This is a genomic window from Arthrobacter sp. E44, assembly GCF_041877125.1.
Taxonomy (GTDB): Bacteria; Actinomycetota; Actinomycetes; order Actinomycetales; family Micrococcaceae; genus Arthrobacter.
The window spans coordinates 27,880-43,543 of record NZ_JBHDJA010000018.1 but is presented as its reverse complement, the minus strand read 5'-3'; the positions used below and the strand labels follow the sequence as shown (position 1 = coordinate 43,543).

General features: G+C 66.1%; 13 protein-coding genes. 9 read left to right on the top strand and 4 right to left on the bottom strand.

Going from position 1 to position 15,664, the window contains the following annotated elements:
- Positions 1-54 precede the first annotated feature (54 nt).
- The 4 genes from ACETK3_RS15765 (at position 55) to ACETK3_RS15750 (ending at position 4,213) form a co-directional block, all read left to right on the top strand.
- Entirely contained in the window at positions 55-795 is a 741-nt protein-coding gene (locus ACETK3_RS15765) for a M50 family metallopeptidase (protein WP_237428173.1), read from the top strand.
- Between the two features lie 29 nt (positions 796-824).
- Positions 825-1,907 (top strand): glutathione S-transferase family protein, encoded by a 1,083-nt coding sequence (locus tag ACETK3_RS15760; RefSeq protein WP_236802725.1) that lies wholly within the window; start codon positions 825-827, stop codon positions 1,905-1,907.
- A 50-nt stretch (positions 1,908-1,957) separates the two neighbouring features.
- The gene (locus ACETK3_RS15755) at positions 1,958-3,067 is read left to right on the top strand and encodes a serine hydrolase domain-containing protein (protein ID WP_306970878.1); all 1,110 of its coding nucleotides are present in this window, start codon (positions 1,958-1,960) and stop codon (positions 3,065-3,067) included.
- Positions 3,068-3,160: 93 nt separating this feature from the next.
- A complete protein-coding gene (locus ACETK3_RS15750) occupies positions 3,161-4,213 on the top strand; it encodes an aromatic acid exporter family protein (protein ID WP_306970876.1) in 1,053 nt (350 codons plus the stop codon).
- Between the two features lie 22 nt (positions 4,214-4,235).
- Here ACETK3_RS15750 and ACETK3_RS15745 read toward each other — a convergent pair whose 3' ends face one another.
- Genes ACETK3_RS15745 through ACETK3_RS15735 form a run of 3 tightly spaced genes read right to left on the bottom strand, consistent with a single transcriptional unit; the run spans position 4,236 to position 7,848 of the window.
- A complete protein-coding gene (locus ACETK3_RS15745) occupies positions 4,236-5,147 on the bottom strand; it encodes a MaoC/PaaZ C-terminal domain-containing protein (RefSeq protein WP_306970874.1) in 912 nt (303 codons plus the stop codon).
- Positions 5,144-6,484, bottom strand: coding sequence for a 3-oxoacyl-ACP reductase (locus tag ACETK3_RS15740; protein ID WP_236802719.1), 1,341 nt, complete (start codon positions 6,482-6,484; stop codon positions 5,144-5,146). Before ACETK3_RS15740 ends, ACETK3_RS15745 begins: the two co-directional genes overlap by 4 nt.
- 8 nt (positions 6,485-6,492) lie before the next feature.
- The gene (locus ACETK3_RS15735) at positions 6,493-7,848 is read right to left on the bottom strand and encodes an acetyl-CoA C-acetyltransferase (protein WP_236802717.1); all 1,356 of its coding nucleotides are present in this window, start codon (positions 7,846-7,848) and stop codon (positions 6,493-6,495) included.
- A gap of 19 nt (positions 7,849-7,867) precedes the next feature.
- On the opposite strand from ACETK3_RS15735, the gene ACETK3_RS15730 reads away from it, so the two are divergent.
- Positions 7,868-8,638, top strand: a complete 771-nt coding sequence (locus ACETK3_RS15730; RefSeq protein ID WP_373462206.1) for a TetR/AcrR family transcriptional regulator — start codon at positions 7,868-7,870, stop codon at positions 8,636-8,638.
- Between the two features lies 1 nt (position 8,639).
- Entirely contained in the window at positions 8,640-10,754 is a 2,115-nt protein-coding gene (locus ACETK3_RS15725; RefSeq protein WP_306970871.1) for an acyl-CoA dehydrogenase, read from the top strand.
- Positions 10,755-10,857: 103 nt separating this feature from the next.
- On the opposite strand, the gene glgA is transcribed toward ACETK3_RS15725, so the two are convergent.
- Positions 10,858-12,063 carry a glycogen synthase gene (glgA, locus tag ACETK3_RS15720; protein ID WP_236802712.1) on the bottom strand — a complete coding sequence of 402 codons (1,206 nt, stop codon included), beginning with the start codon at positions 12,061-12,063 and terminating at the stop codon, positions 10,858-10,860.
- Between the two features lie 102 nt (positions 12,064-12,165).
- On the opposite strand from glgA, the gene glgC reads away from it, so the two are divergent.
- The 3 genes from glgC to ACETK3_RS15705 all read left to right on the top strand — a co-directional run bounded on the left by glgC (position 12,166) and on the right by ACETK3_RS15705 (position 15,613).
- Complete coding sequence (gene glgC, locus ACETK3_RS15715; protein WP_236802710.1) at positions 12,166-13,575, top strand: glucose-1-phosphate adenylyltransferase; 1,410 nt, start codon at positions 12,166-12,168, stop codon at positions 13,573-13,575.
- Positions 13,576-13,671: 96 nt separating this feature from the next.
- Entirely contained in the window at positions 13,672-15,123 is a 1,452-nt protein-coding gene (locus ACETK3_RS15710; RefSeq protein ID WP_306970869.1) for an SDR family NAD(P)-dependent oxidoreductase, read from the top strand.
- Between the two features lie 19 nt (positions 15,124-15,142).
- Entirely contained in the window at positions 15,143-15,613 is a 471-nt protein-coding gene (locus ACETK3_RS15705) for a pyridoxamine 5'-phosphate oxidase family protein (RefSeq protein ID WP_306970868.1), read from the top strand.
- Positions 15,614-15,664 lie beyond the last annotated feature (51 nt).

Here is a 15,664-nt window from a genome sequence, read left to right as displayed (position 1 = left end):
CACAACGTACGACGCCGGCACGCACCACCCCGGCCCGGCAGCCAGGAGGCAACGGTGGACAGCCCCGCCAGCTTGTGGAGCGCGTTCAGCGCCGCCTTCACCCAAACAAACGTACCCACCGTCACGTGGGTTGAGCTGCTCCTGTCCCTGGCAGCCGCCGTCGCCCTGTCCATCCCGCGCCGCAGCTGGCGCTACTTCGGGCTCCTCGCCACCGCCACGCACGAACTGGGGCACGCGTTTGCCGCCGTGACCTCCGGGCAGCGGCTGGCAGGGATCCGGCTCCGGCTCGACCATTCGGGGACCACCACCACGTACAGCCGGAGCAGGCTGGCGGCCGCGTGGTCGTGTTTTTGGGGCTACCCGGTGCCTGCCATGGTTGGTGCAGCTTTCGTGTGGTGCGGGCTCAGTGGTTGGGGTCCCGCCGCCATGGCCGCCACTGCGCTGGTCCTGGCCACGTCGCTGGTCTTCCTGCGCAACCTGGCCGGATTCGCCATCACCGCATCAGCCATCGCCGGCACCGCCGCATTGGCGTTCCTGGCACCTGGGCCCGTCGTGGGCCACGTTACCGTCGTCCTCGGCATGGCGCTGCTGGTGGCTGGCGTCCGCGACCTGCTCAAGCTCACCAACGTCCACCTCCGCCGCCGGGACCGCCTGGGCAGCTCCGATGCCTACCTCCTGTACCGGGCCACCTCCGTTCCCTCGGGGATCTGGATCGCCTTGTTTTCGCTGATCGTCGCCGGGGCCTGGCTCGTGGCGTGGCAGCCTATCTCGGTGATCCTGCTGAAAGGTCCCTAGATTTCAGGGGCGGCGCATAGGCTGGTGGCATGAGCCAGGAAACGGAAAGCACCCGCACAGCGACCCACGCCACCAACGAGCACAGCACCCGCGGAGCCTATGTGACAGGCGGCGCGGAATTTACCCGCGACACCAACTACATTGAGGACCGCATCACCAGGGACGCCGCGCCCGGCAGCAACGGCGAGCCCGGCTGGCCCGTGGAGGCAGGGCGCTACCGCCTCATTGCCGCCAGGGCATGCCCATGGGCCAACCGCACCGTAATTGTCCGCAGGCTGCTGGGGCTGGAAGAGGCAATCTCGCTGGGTCAGCCCGGCCCCACCCATGATGCACGTTCCTGGACTTTCGACCTCGATCCCGGCGGCGTGGATCCGGTCCTGGGCATCGAGCGGCTCCAGGAGGCCTACTTCAAACGCTTCCCCGGCTACCCCCGCGGCATCACGGTCCCTGCCATCGTGGACGTGCGCAGCGGCGAAGTGGTGACCAACAACTTCCCCCAGATCACCCTGGACTTTTCGACGGAGTGGACGGAGTTCCACCGACCGGGTGCGCCGCAACTCTATCCGGAGCACCTCCGCGACGAGATCGACCAGGTGAACAAGCGGGTCTTTACCGAAGTCAACAACGGCGTCTACCGCTGCGGCTTCGCCGGCTCGCAGGAAGCCTATGACGCAGCATACGAACGCTTGTGGACCGCCATGGACTGGCTGGAGGATCGCCTCTCGCGGCAGCGCTACCTGGTTGGCGACACCATCACCGAGGCGGATGTGCGGCTGTTCACCACACTGGCAAGGTTCGATCCCGTGTACCACGGGCACTTCAAGTGCAACCGGCAGAAATTGAGCGAGATGCCCAACCTGTGGGGCTACGCCAGGGACCTGTTCCAGACGCCGGGCTTCGGCGACACCATCGACTTCGTGCAGATCAAGCGGCACTACTACATCGTCCATGAGGACATCAACCCCACCGGAATTGTTCCCGCCGGCCCCGCGTTGGGCGGATGGCTGGAAGAGCACGGCCGCGAATCCCTGGGCGGCCGGCCCTTCGGCGACGGTACCCCTCCGGGGCCGGTCCGGCCGGGTGAGGAAGTGGCACCGGGACACGGAGCCTAAGGCGGGCCAAACCCGGCGCGAGAAATCGCTTTCCTCCTACACTGAAAGGCATGCAGACTTCTCTTGGTTTTGTGGCGCCGGGGTACGAAAACGTGCTGGGCCTGTTCAAGTCCCTTCTCGCAGAGGACCCCCGTTACAGCGCGCAAGTCGCTGCCTACCAGCACGGGGTGCCGGTGGTGCACTTGGCGGGTGGGCCGGACATGGACGCCGAAACCCTGACCGGCGCATATTCCTGCTCGAAAGGCGTTGCCGCAATGGTCATCGCTCTGCTCGTGCAGGACGGCGTCCTTGAGCTGGACAAGACAGTGGCCCACTACTGGCCCGAGTTCGCAGTGCATGGAAAAGACCGGCTGCTGGTGCGGGAGGCGCTGTCGCACCAGGCCGGTCTTTTGGGCGTTGAGGGCGGCTTCGGGCTGGACGAGTTCACAACAGCCCGCGCCGCCGCCCGGCTGGCCGCTGCCGCCCCCGCATGGGAACCCGGCCGGCAGTTCGGCTACCACGCACTCACCATTGGCATCCTGATGGAGGAACTGTGCCGCCGCACCATGGGTGAGGCACTGCAGGACCTTTATGACCGGAGGATCCGCAAACCGCAGGAGGTGGAGTTCTTCCTCGGCCTTCCGGAGGACCTGGAACCGCGGTACCGGGATGTCCTCTACGAGGATGTTGCGAACCAGCCGTGGGTGGACCCCCTCAGCCTCGAAGGCCTCAACAGCAATGCACCCGTCAGCACCGTCATGGAGCTGCCGAACATCCGGTCCGTGCGGGCCGCCGGTATGTCCGCGGCGGGCGGTGTGGGATCAGCAGACGGCCTCGCCCGGCTGTACGCGGCGGCGACCACCGGCGTCGACGGCGATGAGCCGTTCCTCACAGGTGGGACTGTCGCGGCCATGACACGGGAGCAGGTGTGGGGCCTGGACCGGTCCTCCGGACTGGACAATGCTTTCGCCGTCGTCTTCATGAAACCGCACCCCTCGCGGAACTTCGGAAGTTACCGTGCCTTCGGGCATGAGGGGGCCAATGCGGCCCTTGGATTTGCAGACCCCTCCTATGGCATGAGCTTCGGTTACATTCCCCGGCGGCAGGAAGAAGGGCGCACGCCGGGCCGGGCCCACCGCCTCGCCGCAGAGGTGCGGCGGTCAGCGGCCGGCTTGTCCTGAGGGTGCCCCGGGCCTACTGTGGTCCGGATGGGCAATACTCAGGCACGGCCGGATGCACGGTGGGCTCGGGGGACCCAACTACTCAAACAATCGGTGGCGGGACTCTCTGCCGCCTTCGCAGCACAGCGGCTTCAGCTGGCTGCCAAAGCGGCTCTCGCCGCGGGGCTGGCTTTCGCCATCGCTCCCCACATGCCGGGCGCGGCGTCGCACTACGCCTACTACGCGCCGCTGGGTGCACTGGTGGCGATGTACCACAATGTCGCCGGGTCGGTGAAGCAAGGGGCGCAGGCTTTGGCGGGGCTTGCGATGGGGATCGGCCTCGCTTTCGTCCTGGTGAGCATCAGCGAGCCCTCACCCCTGACAGTCGCCCTTTTCATGGGGGTGGGAGTGCTGTTGGGCGGGTTGCCGGGCATCGGCTCAGGCAGCGATTGGATTCCGACGGCGGCACTCCTGGTGCTGCTGGTGGGCGGCAGCAATGCCGATGACTTTTCCTACGGTTACCTGGTGCAGATGGCTGCCGGCGTGGCGGTGGGCATCGCGGTAAATTTCCTGATCTTCCCGCCGCTGCACTTCAACGCGGCCGCCTCCAGCCTTGCAGACCTGCGGCTCGCACTGGGACGGCAACTGACCGACATGGGCGCGGCCCTGAAGGAAAAATGGCCGCCTGAGCATGAGGACTGGTCGCGCAGGTCGGACGAACTGGCCGAGGCGGCCAGGTCGGTGCGGCACCTGGTCAAGGAAGCCGACGCAAGCCGCCGGGCGAATCCGCGCCGGAAACTGCACCCGCGCGACATGGACCAGGATTACCGCGACCTGCAGGACCTGGAGCGCGTTACGTTCCACATCCAGGACATGACCGATGTGCTTTCCGATGTGATCTGGGAAGACGACGTACCGTACGCCATCCCGTTGCAGGACAACGAACCGCTGGCAGACGCCATCACCGCAACCGGAGAGCTGCTGTCGGTCGACTCCAGCGGCGACACCGGGTCCCGGAAGGACGCGTATGCAACCGCCAAAGCGGCGGTGGAGGCCTGTATGGCCGCCACCGCCGGAAGGCCTGCGGCGCAGGGAACGGTCCCTGCCTCCGAGTCGGTCCTGCTCAGCCTTCACCGGATCCTGCGGGCGGTGCGGCCGAAGGACTAAGCCCGGAATCCGGCGCCACGAGCTACAGCGCTGAAACAGTGCCGGTGAAGTGGCGCCGCCCGGAGCGCGGACTCCACGCAACAAAGTTGGAGTGCTTCCACGCCCCTGAACCGCTTTGTTCGGTTTCGATCTCCAGAGCCACCCGGGACGGCAGGAAGACCGGCGCTTCGAAGTCCACGTCCCAGATGAAGGAATCGCCCCGGGCGGGTCCCACATCTGCAAGGGCCCGCGAGGCCAGGTACATGCCGTGCGCGATTGAACGGCGCAGCCCCAGCGCTTTGGCCGAGAGCACACTCAGGTGTATGGGGTTGAAGTCCCCCGATACGGCGGCATAGGCACGTCCGGCATCCACTCCCAGCTGCCACAGGGCTGTTGGGTCAGGTGCGGTGAAGTCTGCCTTTGCCGGGATGGCAGTGGGTTTGTCGATCCCGGGCAGGAACACGCCCTTGGCCAGGTAGGTGGACACCCCGCGCCAGTGCACCTCCCCAGGGCCGGCAGGCCGGACCTCCGCCACAACGTCCACCTGGGTGCCTGCACGGTGTCCGCGCAAATTTTCCACCTTGGCGGTCATGTCCAGAAGGTCGGTGAAGACCAATGGCGACCTCTGCTCCACGCTGTTGCGCAAATGGATCATGCCCAGCAGGGGCAGCGGAAAGTCGTCCCGGTTCATGACGCTCATGGCCAGGGGAAATGCGATGGCGTGGATGAAACCGGCCGGCAGGACGTCGCTGGCCGTCTCACCGATCAGATGCTGGTAGGCGGTGAGGTTTTCAACGTTGACAGCCACGCCCCTGACTTCATGGCTTTCAGCCGGAAGGACTGACGTGTCGTGGTTTCCCAGCAGCCTGCGGCGTGCTGCCATCGCGGCCGCATTGACGTAGAGCTTGGACAGGGAGGGCATTTCGGCCAGGATTACTGGTTGCTGGACTGTCATGCCCCCACCAGGTTCTGCCCGCACACCCGCAGCACCTCCCCGTTGATGCCGCCCGCGGCGTCGCTGGCCAGGAAAGCGATGGTTTCCGCAACGTCGGAGGGAAGGCCTCCCTGCTGGAGCGAATTGAGCCGCCGTGCCACCTCGCGCACGGCAAGGGGGATCCGGGCCGTCATCTCGGTTTCGATGAAACCGGGCGCCACCGCGTTGATGGTGCCGCCGAGGGACGCGAACAGCGGGGCGCTGGCCCGGACCATTCCCATCACTCCCCCCTTGGATGCGGCGTAGTTGGTCTGTCCCCTGTTACCGGCGATGCCGCTGGTGGAGGCAACTGACACGATACGCGGCGCAGGCCCCAAATGCCCGGATTGCAGCAGTGCCTCGTTGATCCGGAGCTGGGCCGCAATGTTGATGTTGATGACACTGTTCCACCGTGCCTGGTCCATGTTGGCCAGCAGCTTATCCCGGGTGATACCCGCGTTATGCACCACGATGTCCAGCCGACCGTGCCGCTGGACGGCATGGCCGATAATCCGTTGTCCCGCGTCCTCGCCGGTGATGTCCAGCTGCAGGGCAGTGCCCCGCACCTCGTTGGCTACGGACGCCAGCTGGTCCCCGGCCGCCGGGATGTCCACCAGGATCAGTGTGGCTCCATCGCGGTGCAGGGTCCGGGCAATCTGGGCTCCGATGCCGCGGGCGGCGCCGGTGACGACGGCAACTTTTCCTTCCAGCGGCCGTTGGGGGTCAGCGGGAAGCCCGCCGTCCTCAGTTGAAACCTTCAGGAACTGGCCGTCCACGAACGCGGACCGGGCGGAAAGGAAGAACCTGATGGCACCGAGGGTGCTGGGACTGATGGATGTGGTGCCGTCTGCCAGGAGTACGCCGTTACCCGTTGCCCCTGCCCGCAGTTCCTTGGCAAGGGAACGCAGGAAGCCATCCACCCCCTGCCGTGCCGCAGCGGTTTCGGGTGAGGTCGCCTCCGCTGCGGGACGCGACAACGTGATGATCCGGCCACCTGGCCGCAGGTCCCGGAGCGAGCCGGCCGCGGCCAGTACGGGCTTTTCCAGCTCTGCCGGGTGCTCCACCTCGTCGAGGACCAGGATGATGGCGCCGAGTTTTTCGGCCGGGACAGCGTGCCGCCTGACGTCAAGGTCCCAGGACAGCAGTTCCGCGGCCAGTTTGTCTGCCCCTGCAGTATCCCCCACGACGACGACGGGTCCCGTCACCAGCGGCTGGCCCGGCTCGTAGCGGCGCAGGACAGCGGGCTGCGGAAGGCCGAGCTTCTTTGCCAGGTTGCGGCCCAGGCCGCTGTTGACCAGTTGCGTGTATTTGTCTGCCATGCCGCCCCCTACAGAGATTCCAGGATCGCGACGACGCCCTGGCCGCCGGCTGCGCAAACGGACACCAGGCCGCGGGCAGGACGGCCGGTGGAAGCCGCCTTGGCGTGCAGCATCTTGGCCAGGGTGGCGACGATGCGGCCGCCGGTTGCGGCGAACGGGTGGCCCGCCGCCAGCGAAGACCCGTTGACGTTGAGGCGCGATCGGTCAATGCTGCCGAACGCACCTTCCAGGCCCAGGCGGGTGCGGCCGAACTCCTCGTCCTCCCATGCAGCCAGTGTGCTGAGGACAGTGGCGGCAAAGGCTTCGTGAATCTCGAAGTAGTCAAAGTCAGCAAGCGTCAGGTTTTGCCGGGCCAGGAGCCGTGGCACAGCGAACACGGGCGCCATCAGCAACCCGTCCTTGCCGTGCACAAAATCCACCGCAGCAGCCTCGGCGTCAACCACGGCGGCCAGCTTGGGCAGGTCCCGGGCGTCTGCCCATTCGTCGGAAGCCAGCAACACCGTGGAGGCCCCGTCCGTCAGCGGCGTGGAGTTGCCTGCGGTCATGGTGGCATCTGCACCGAGGTTGCGGCCAAAGACCGGCTTCAGGGAAGCGAGCTTTTCCTTTGAGGTATCGGCGCGGAGGTTCGCGTCGCGCGTCAGCCCGCGGTACGGGGTCAGCAGGTCATCAAAGAAGCCTGAATCGTAGGCGGCGGCCAGGTTGTGGTGGCTGTTCAAGGCCAGCTCGTCCTGGGCTTCGCGGGAGATTTTCCACTGTGCGGTGGTGAGGGCCTGGTGCTCGCCCATGGTCAGGCCGGTACGCGGCTCTCCCGTACCGGGGGCCAGCGGCGCCAAGTCCTTGGGTCGCAGCCGGCTCAGGATCTGCAGCCGCTGGGGAAGTGTCTTGGCGCGGTGCAGGTCCAGGATTACCTCGCGAAGACCTTCGCTGACAACCACCGGTGCGTCGGATGCCGAATCAACGCCGCCGGCGATGGCCGAGTCGATTTGACCCAGCTTGATCTTGTTCGACAGCCCCACAACCGTTTCAAGGCCTGTGGCACATGCCTGCTGGAGGTCGTAGACGGGAGTTTCGGCCGAGAGTGCCGTGCCGAGTACGGCTTCCCTGGTGAGGTTGAAATCTTTGGAATGCTTGAGCACCGCGCCCGCTGCCACCTGGCCGATCCGCTCGTCCTGAAGTCCGAAGCGTGCGATCAGGCCGTCCAGGGCAGCGGTCAGCATGTCCTGGTTGGAAGACTTTGCATAGGCGCCGCCGGCGCGGGCGAACGGAATCCTGTTTCCGCCGACGACCACCGCCCTGCGGGTTGGCGGGACGGCGGCTGAGGCTGATCCATCAGGCGCGGGGGTGGACTGTCCGTCTATGGACATGGAAGGCTCCTCGGGTCACATGCGGTTACCGATACCCAGCGTACCTGATACGCTGGGTATCGTGAACTTTCAGGACACAAACATCTCTCCTTCCATCGGGCTTCAACAACCCGCAAGCCCGGACGGGCGTTCCTCGCGCTGGCAAAGCCACCGCGAGGAACGCCGCACAGAGCTGATCAAGCAGGCCCGCCGGGCAGTGCATGCACTGGGCAGCGACGCCTCGATGGAGGACATCGCAACTGCCGCCGGGACCTCCAAATCGGTCTTCTACCGCTACTTTGGGGACAAAGCCGGGCTGCAGCAGGCTGTGGGAGAAGTGGTCCTCAGCCAGATGCAGCACCGCATCCAGGAAGCTGCGCAAAGTGCCGTCACACCCCGGGAAGGGCTGCTGGCGATGGTATCGGCCTACCTGCAAATGGCGGACACCAGCCCCAACGTCTACGCGTTTGTCACAAGCTATGCGCCGGCTGACCAGCCCGGCCCTGCCCATCCTGCAGCCGCAGGTGGCCCGCTGGGACACTTCTTCGACGCCATCGCGGACATGATCGCCAAACCGATGCGCTCGCACCTGGGCGACGTCGGAGAAGCCGTCATCGGCTACTGGCCCAAGGCGGCCATCGGCCTGGTGCGGAATGCCGGCGAACAGTGGCTCAGCACCCCCGAGTCCCCTGCCAAGCCAACCCAAGAGAGCATGGCGCGCCAGATCACGGCGTGGCTGTGCGTTGGCATAGCCCCTGAGCTCACCCCTGCTTCACCAACCACCAAGTTATCCGCCAAAGAAGGACTGTGACATGACTGATGTAGTGGAACGCCAAGCCGGCAAGGGCCTCCGCCCCGCGGCAACGCCTGCCGCCACTCCGGACAAAAGTTCCGAACCCGCCGTCGACGTCGAGGCATTGGGCAGGCAGCTCCTGGGAAAGTGGGCCGATGTCCGCCGCCAGGCGCGGGACCTGGCAGCCAGGCCGGAACTGCACAAAGTGGAGGGCCTGACCCACACGGACCACCGTGAACGCGTCTTCGGCCAGCTCAAATACCTCGTGGACAATGAGGCCGTGCACCGCGCCTTCCCATCTGACCTGGGCGGCTCGGACGACCACGGCGGAAACATCGCAGGTTTTGAGGAACTGGTGGTGGCCGACCCCTCGCTCCAGATCAAGGCCGGCGTCCAGTGGGGACTCTTCGGTTCCGCGGTGAGGCACTTGGGCACGGCTGAACACCACGCGAAGTGGCTGCCGGGAATCATGAGCCTCGAGATCCCCGGCTGCTTCGCCATGACCGAGACCGGCCACGGCTCAGATGTGGCCAGCATCGCCACCACCGCCACCTACGATCCCGACACCGAAGAATTCGTCATCCATACCCCCTTCCGGGCGGCCTGGAAGGACTACATCGGCAACGCCGCCACTGACGGGCTGGGCGCCGTGGTCTTCGCCCAGCTGGTCACCCGCGGCGTGAACCATGGAGTCCACGCCTTCTACGTGGACCTGCGGGACCCCCGGACCAAGGAGTTCCTGCCCGGCATTGGCGGCGAGGACGACGGCATCAAGGGTGGCCTCAACGGCATCGACAACGGCCGCCTGCACTTCACCAACGTCCGCATCCCCAGGACCAACCTCCTGAACCGGTATGGCAACGTTGACGTGGACGGAAACTACACCTCGCCCATCGCCAGCCCCGGCCGGCGCTTCTTCACCATGCTGGGCACCCTGGTCCAGGGTCGGGTATCACTGGACGGTGCCGCCGTCGCCGCCTCCAAGGTGGCTTTGAAGGCGGCCATCCAGTACGCCACCGAGCGCCGCCAGTTCAATGCCTCCTCCCACACCGAGGAGGAAGTCCTCCTTGACTACCAGCGCCACCAGCGGCGGTTGTTCACCCGGCTGGCCACCACCTACGCGGCCGCCTTCGCCCACGAACAGCTGCTGGAGAAGTTCGACGACGTCTTCTCCGGTGCCCACGATACCGACGCGGACCGCCAGGATCTGGAAACCCTGGCTGCAGCGCTGAAGCCGCTGAGCACCTGGCACGCCCTGGACACCCTGCAGGAATGCCGGGAGGCCTGCGGCGGCGCCGGGTTCCTGATCGAAAACCGCTTCGCCTCGCTGCGCGCGGACCTGGACGTGTACGCCACGTTCGAGGGCGACAACACCGTTTTGCTTCAGCTGGTGGCCAAGCGCCTGCTGGCTGATTACGCCAAGGAATTCCGCAACGTCGACTTCGGCGTCCTGGCCCGCTACGTGGTGATCCAGGCAGCCGGCGTCGCAGTCCACCGTACCGGCCTGCGCCAAGTGGCCCAGTTCATGGCGGACACCGGATCGGTCCAGAAGGCCGCGATCGCGTTGCGGGACGAGGAAAGCCAGCGTGCGCTCCTCACGGACCGGGTGCAGACCATGGTGGCTGAGGCAGGAGCTGCCCTCAAGGGCAGCAAGCGCCTGCCGCAGGACAAGGGCGCCGCCCTGTTCAACCGGCACCAGAACGAACTCATCGACGCCGCCCAGGCGCACGCCGAACTGCTGCAGTGGGAGGCCTTCACGGAGGCCCTCCATCAGGTGGCGGACCCGGGAACCAGGAAAGTGCTGACCTGGCTGCGTGACCTGTTCGGCCTGTCGCTGATCGAAAAGAACCTGTCCTGGTACCTGATGAACGGCCGCCTTTCCATGCAGCGGGCCCGCACGGTGGGCGGCTACATCAACCGGCTGCTGGAGAAGATCCGTCCGCACGCGCTGGACCTGGTGGATGCCTTTGGATACGGCGAGGACCACGTCCGTGCAGCCATTGCCACCGGTGCCGAAAAGACGCGCCAGGACGAAGCCCGGGCACATTTCCGGAACCAGCGTGCCAGCGGCCAATCCCCGGTGGATGAGAAGGTGCTGATCGCCCGGACCGCTGCCGGAGCCCGGAAGGGCTGACCTGCCGGGAGCGCCCAAGGCACTCCATGCGATGCCGGGAAATTACGACGGCGCCGCTCCCCTATCAAGGGGAGCGGCGCCGTCGTTATTTGTACTTGGACGATCAGCCGGCGGCCGGCAGTACAGAGCGGTACACCTCAAGGGTGGTCTCGGTGATGGACTCCCAGGAGAAGTGCTTTTCGGCGCGTTCCCGGCCAGCGCGTCCCATGGCGCGGGCGCGGTCGGGATCGGACACCACCTCGGTGAGGGCCGCAGCAAACTCCTTGACGAACTTCTCCGGATCCAGGGGCGTGCCCGTGCCGTCCGTCACCTGCTCCAGGTCGACCAGCAGTCCGGTGCGGCCATGCTCCACGACCTCGGGGATGCCGCCGGTGGCACTGGCCACCACCGCCGCCCCACACGCCATGGCTTCAAGGTTGACGATGCCCAGCGGCTCGTAGATGGAGGGGCAGGCGAACGCGGTGGCGTGGCTGAGCACCTGGATGAGCTCGTGGCGCGGCAGCATCCGCTCGATCAGCACCACGCCCGTGCGCTGCTTCTGCAGGTCCTCGATCAGGGCCGCGGTCTCTGCTGCGAGTTCCGGGGTGTCGGCCGCGCCGAGGCACAGGACCAGCTGGACGTCGGCCGGCAGCTTCGCCGCCGCCCTCAGGAGGTAGGGGACGCCCTTCTGGCGTGTGTTTCTTCCCACAAAGACGACGCTCGGCTTGGCCGGGTCGATGCCAAGGGCGCGGACGGCGTCGTCGTTTTCGTCACGCTGCCACAGCTCCACGTCGATGCCGTTATGCACCACCCGGACCTTCGCCGGGTCCACGTTGGGGTAACTGCGCAGGATGTCCTGGCGCATGCCTTCGGACACCGCGATGATCGCGGCCGCAGCTTCATACGCTGTCTTCTCCACCCAGGAGGAGAGGGCATAGCCGCCACCGAGCTGCTCAGCCTTCCAGGGCCGCAGCGGCTCGAGGCTGTGGGCGCTGAGGACGTGCGGGATTCCGTGGAGCAGAGACGCCAGATGGCCTGCCATGTTGGCGTACCAGGTGTGCGAATGGACCAGGTCCGCGCCTTGGACGTCCGGCACAATGCGCAGGTCAACACCCAGGGTCTGGACCGCCGCGTTCGCCCCGCCGAGGTCTTCCGGGACCTGGTAGGACGTTACCGTCGCGCCATGATAGTCGGCGTCACGGGGAGCGCCAAAAGCACGAACCTGCAGGTCAACGTGCTTACTAAGCACCCTGCTCAATTCGGCTACATGCACCCCGGCGCCACCGTAGATCTCCGGCGGGAACTCTTTAGTCACAATGTCTATTCGCACAAGACCCAAGGTAGTCGTTCACGGATAACTGTTCTAGTGTGAAGGAGTCCGGGCATACCGGACTGTCTTGGGGAGTTACGAAGGCGTACAGGAGCGACCATCATGCCGTTAACCAAAAAAGTCCTGGCCATTGTCCTCGCAGGCGGCGAGGGAAACAGGCTTATGCCACTGACGGCAGACCGGGCCAAGCCCGCCGTGCCCTTCGCCGGCAGCTACCGCCTCATCGACTTCGCGCTGTCCAACCTGGTGAATTCCCGCTACCTGCAGATCGTGGTGCTGACCCAGTACAAGTCGCACAGCCTGGACCGGCACATTTCAGAGACCTGGCGGATGTCCACCCAGCTCGGCAACTACATCGCTTCTGTCCCGGCGCAGCAGCGCGTGGGCAAGAGCTGGTTCCTGGGCAGTGCCAACGCCATCTACCAGTCCCTGAACCTCATCCATGACGCCAACCCGGACATCGTGGTGGTGGTCGGCGCGGACCACGTGTACCGGATGGACTTCGCCCAGATGGTTGCCCAGCACGTCAACAGCGGTGCCAAGGCCACCGTGGCCGCAGTACGGCAGCCGCTGCACATGGCCAACCAGTTCGGCGTCATCGAAACGGACCAGAACGACCCCCAGAAGATCGCGGCGTTCGTGGAAAAGCCCGCCAGCACCCCCGGTCTTGCCGCGGACCCCTCCCAGTTCCTCGCCTCCATGGGCAACTACGTTTTTGATGCCGACGCCCTGGTGGCCGCGCTGCACGTGGACGCCGAGCGCCTGGACACCAAGCACGACATGGGCGGGGACATCATCCCCTACTTCGTCAACCGCGGCGAGGCAGGTGTCTACGACTTCACGCTCAACGACATCCCCGGCTCCACCGAACGCGACCGGACCTACTGGCGCGACGTCGGCACCATCGACTCCTTCTATGACGCCCACATCGACCTCATCTCCCCGCTGCCGGTCTTCAACCTCTACAACTCCGAGTGGCCCATCTACACCCGCCAGAGCATTTCGCCGCCGGCCAAGTTCGTCCGCGGCAAGAACAACACCGTGGGCACGGCGCTTGATTCCATCGTTGCCAACGGCGTGGTGATTTCCGGCGGCGTGGTGGAAGGCTCGGTGCTGTCCAACGACGTCTACGTGGCCACCAGCGGCCGCGTCATCGACTCGGTGCTGATGGACAAGGTGCAGGTGGGCGAAGGGGCCGTCATCAACCGCGCCATCCTGGACAAGAACGTCAAGGTCCCCGCGGGAGCCGCCATTGGACTCGACCCGGACCTTGACCGGGCCCGCGGCTTCAAGGTCACCGAATCCGGCATTACCGTCCTGTCCAAGGGCCAGGAGGTCCCGGAGCCGGGCGAGGAAGAACGGAAGCTCGCGGCGAAGCATGTCGGCGTCCTGCCCAGTGCGATCCGGGCCGCCGCGGAGCAGTACCCCGACATGCGCGAGGCCGCGGACAAGGTTGCCGGCACGCATGCTGCCGCAGCGGCGGAGGCCGCGCCGGCCGGCAGGGTTTCCTGACGCCAGAGTCGCCGCCGCTTTCCCCGCAGTAAGCCAGCAGGCCGGGGCACCACCGATGGTGCCCCGGCCTGCGGCGTACGCTGTAAAATTTTCCCAATGAGCTCCCCCGATCTGACCCCTGAGGACATCCAGGCCTGCCTCAAGGTCCTGAACACCATCCACGCGTACGACGAGGAGCACCCGGACTACCTTGCAGTCCGCCGTGCGACGGGAAAGATGTTCAAGGCGGTCAAGCGCCACCGCAGGGTCACCAAGCGCGATTCGATCGCCGAGGCTGACCGCGCCGTTATCGCCCAGACCGCCACGGCCGCGCCGGACCGAATCGATGACGAGACCCGCGGCAACAAGCTGGCGCCGTCCACCACCGGCAAGGTTGCAGGCCACCTCATCAGGTCCCGCCCCTGCTACATCTGCAAGCAGCACTACACCCAGGTGGACGCGTTCTACCACCAGCTATGCCCCGAATGCGCCGCCTTCAGCCACAGCAAGCGCGACGCCCGGACTGACCTCAACGGGCGCCGGGCCCTGCTCACCGGCGGCCGCGCCAAGATCGGGATGTACATCGCCCTGCGCCTGCTGCGCGATGGAGCGCACACCACCATCACCACCCGGTTCCCCAAGGACGCGGCCCGGCGCTTCGCCGCCATGGAGGACAGCGGCGAGTGGCTGCACCGGCTCCGGATCGTGGGCATTGACCTGCGCGATCCTGCCCAGGTCATGGCCCTCACCGACTCGCTCAATGAAGCCGGCTCGCTGGACATCATCATCAACAACGCCGCCCAGACGGTGCGCCGTTCCGGCAATGCCTACAAGCCCCTGGTCGATGCCGAGGACGAACCCCTCCCCGCGGCACTGGAGCACGCCAACGGCGGCCCGGAGCTGCTGACCTTCGGCCACGCCCATGACAAGCACCCGCTGGCGATCGCCGGCAGCGTCACGGAACATCCCGTCCTGGCCGGCGATGCCGTCACCTCCCTCGCGCTGTCCACCGGGTCCGCCTCGCTGGAACGGATCGCCTCGGGCACGGCCATCGACGCCGGCGGGCTGGTTCCCGACCTGGCCACCATCAACAGCTGGACCCAAGTAGTGGACGAGGTGGATCCGCTCGAAATGCTCGAGGTGCAGCTCTGCAACGTCACCGCGCCGTTCCTGTTGGTCAGCCGCCTCCGCGACGCCATGAGGCGCTCCACTGCCCGGCGGAAGTACATCGTGAACGTCTCCGCCATGGAGGGCCAGTTCTCCCGCGCATATAAGGGGCCCGGGCACCCCCACACGAACATGGCCAAGGCCGCCCTGAACATGATGACGCGCACCAGTGCGCAGGAAATGCTGGACACGGATGGAATCCTGATGACGGCCGTGGACACGGGCTGGATCACCGACGAACGTCCGCACTTCACCAAGGTCCGGCTGATGGAGGAAGGCTTCCACGCTCCCCTGGACCTGGTGGACGGCGCGGCCCGGGTCTACGATCCCATCGTCATGGGCGAAAAGGGCGAGGACCAGTACGGCGTTTTCCTGAAGGATTACAAGCCCAGCCCCTGGTGATGCGCGGTATGCTCACGGCATGAGCAACGAGTCATCCAGCCAAGTGCAGAACCTCGAACACCACGAATGCTGGGCCATGCTGCGGACGGTGTCCGTGGGCAGGCTGGCAGTGCTGGCGGACGGCCGTCCGGATATCTTCCCGGTGAACTACACCGTGGACGGCGGCACGCTGGTTTTCCGGACCGCCCAGGGAACCAAACTGTCCGCAGCCACCGGAGGCGAGGCCGCCGTTGCCGTGGAGGCGGACGGGGTGGACCCGGACACGGGATTGGCCTGGAGCGTAGTGGTCAAGGGCACCGCCGCCCTGGTTAAAAGCACCGAAGAAGTGCTGGAGACGTCCCGCCTGTACCTTTTCCCGTGGCAAGCGGGGCGGAAAGACGCCTTTGTCCGCATCACGCCGGATTCGGTGACGGGGCGCCGCTTCAAGGTCACGGATCCGATGACCTGGTGGACGCAGATCAACAGCTCTGCCAAGGCGTCGCAGGAATAGGCCCAAAGCCGGTCAACAACAAATTACGACGACGGGTTCCCCGGCCATTAA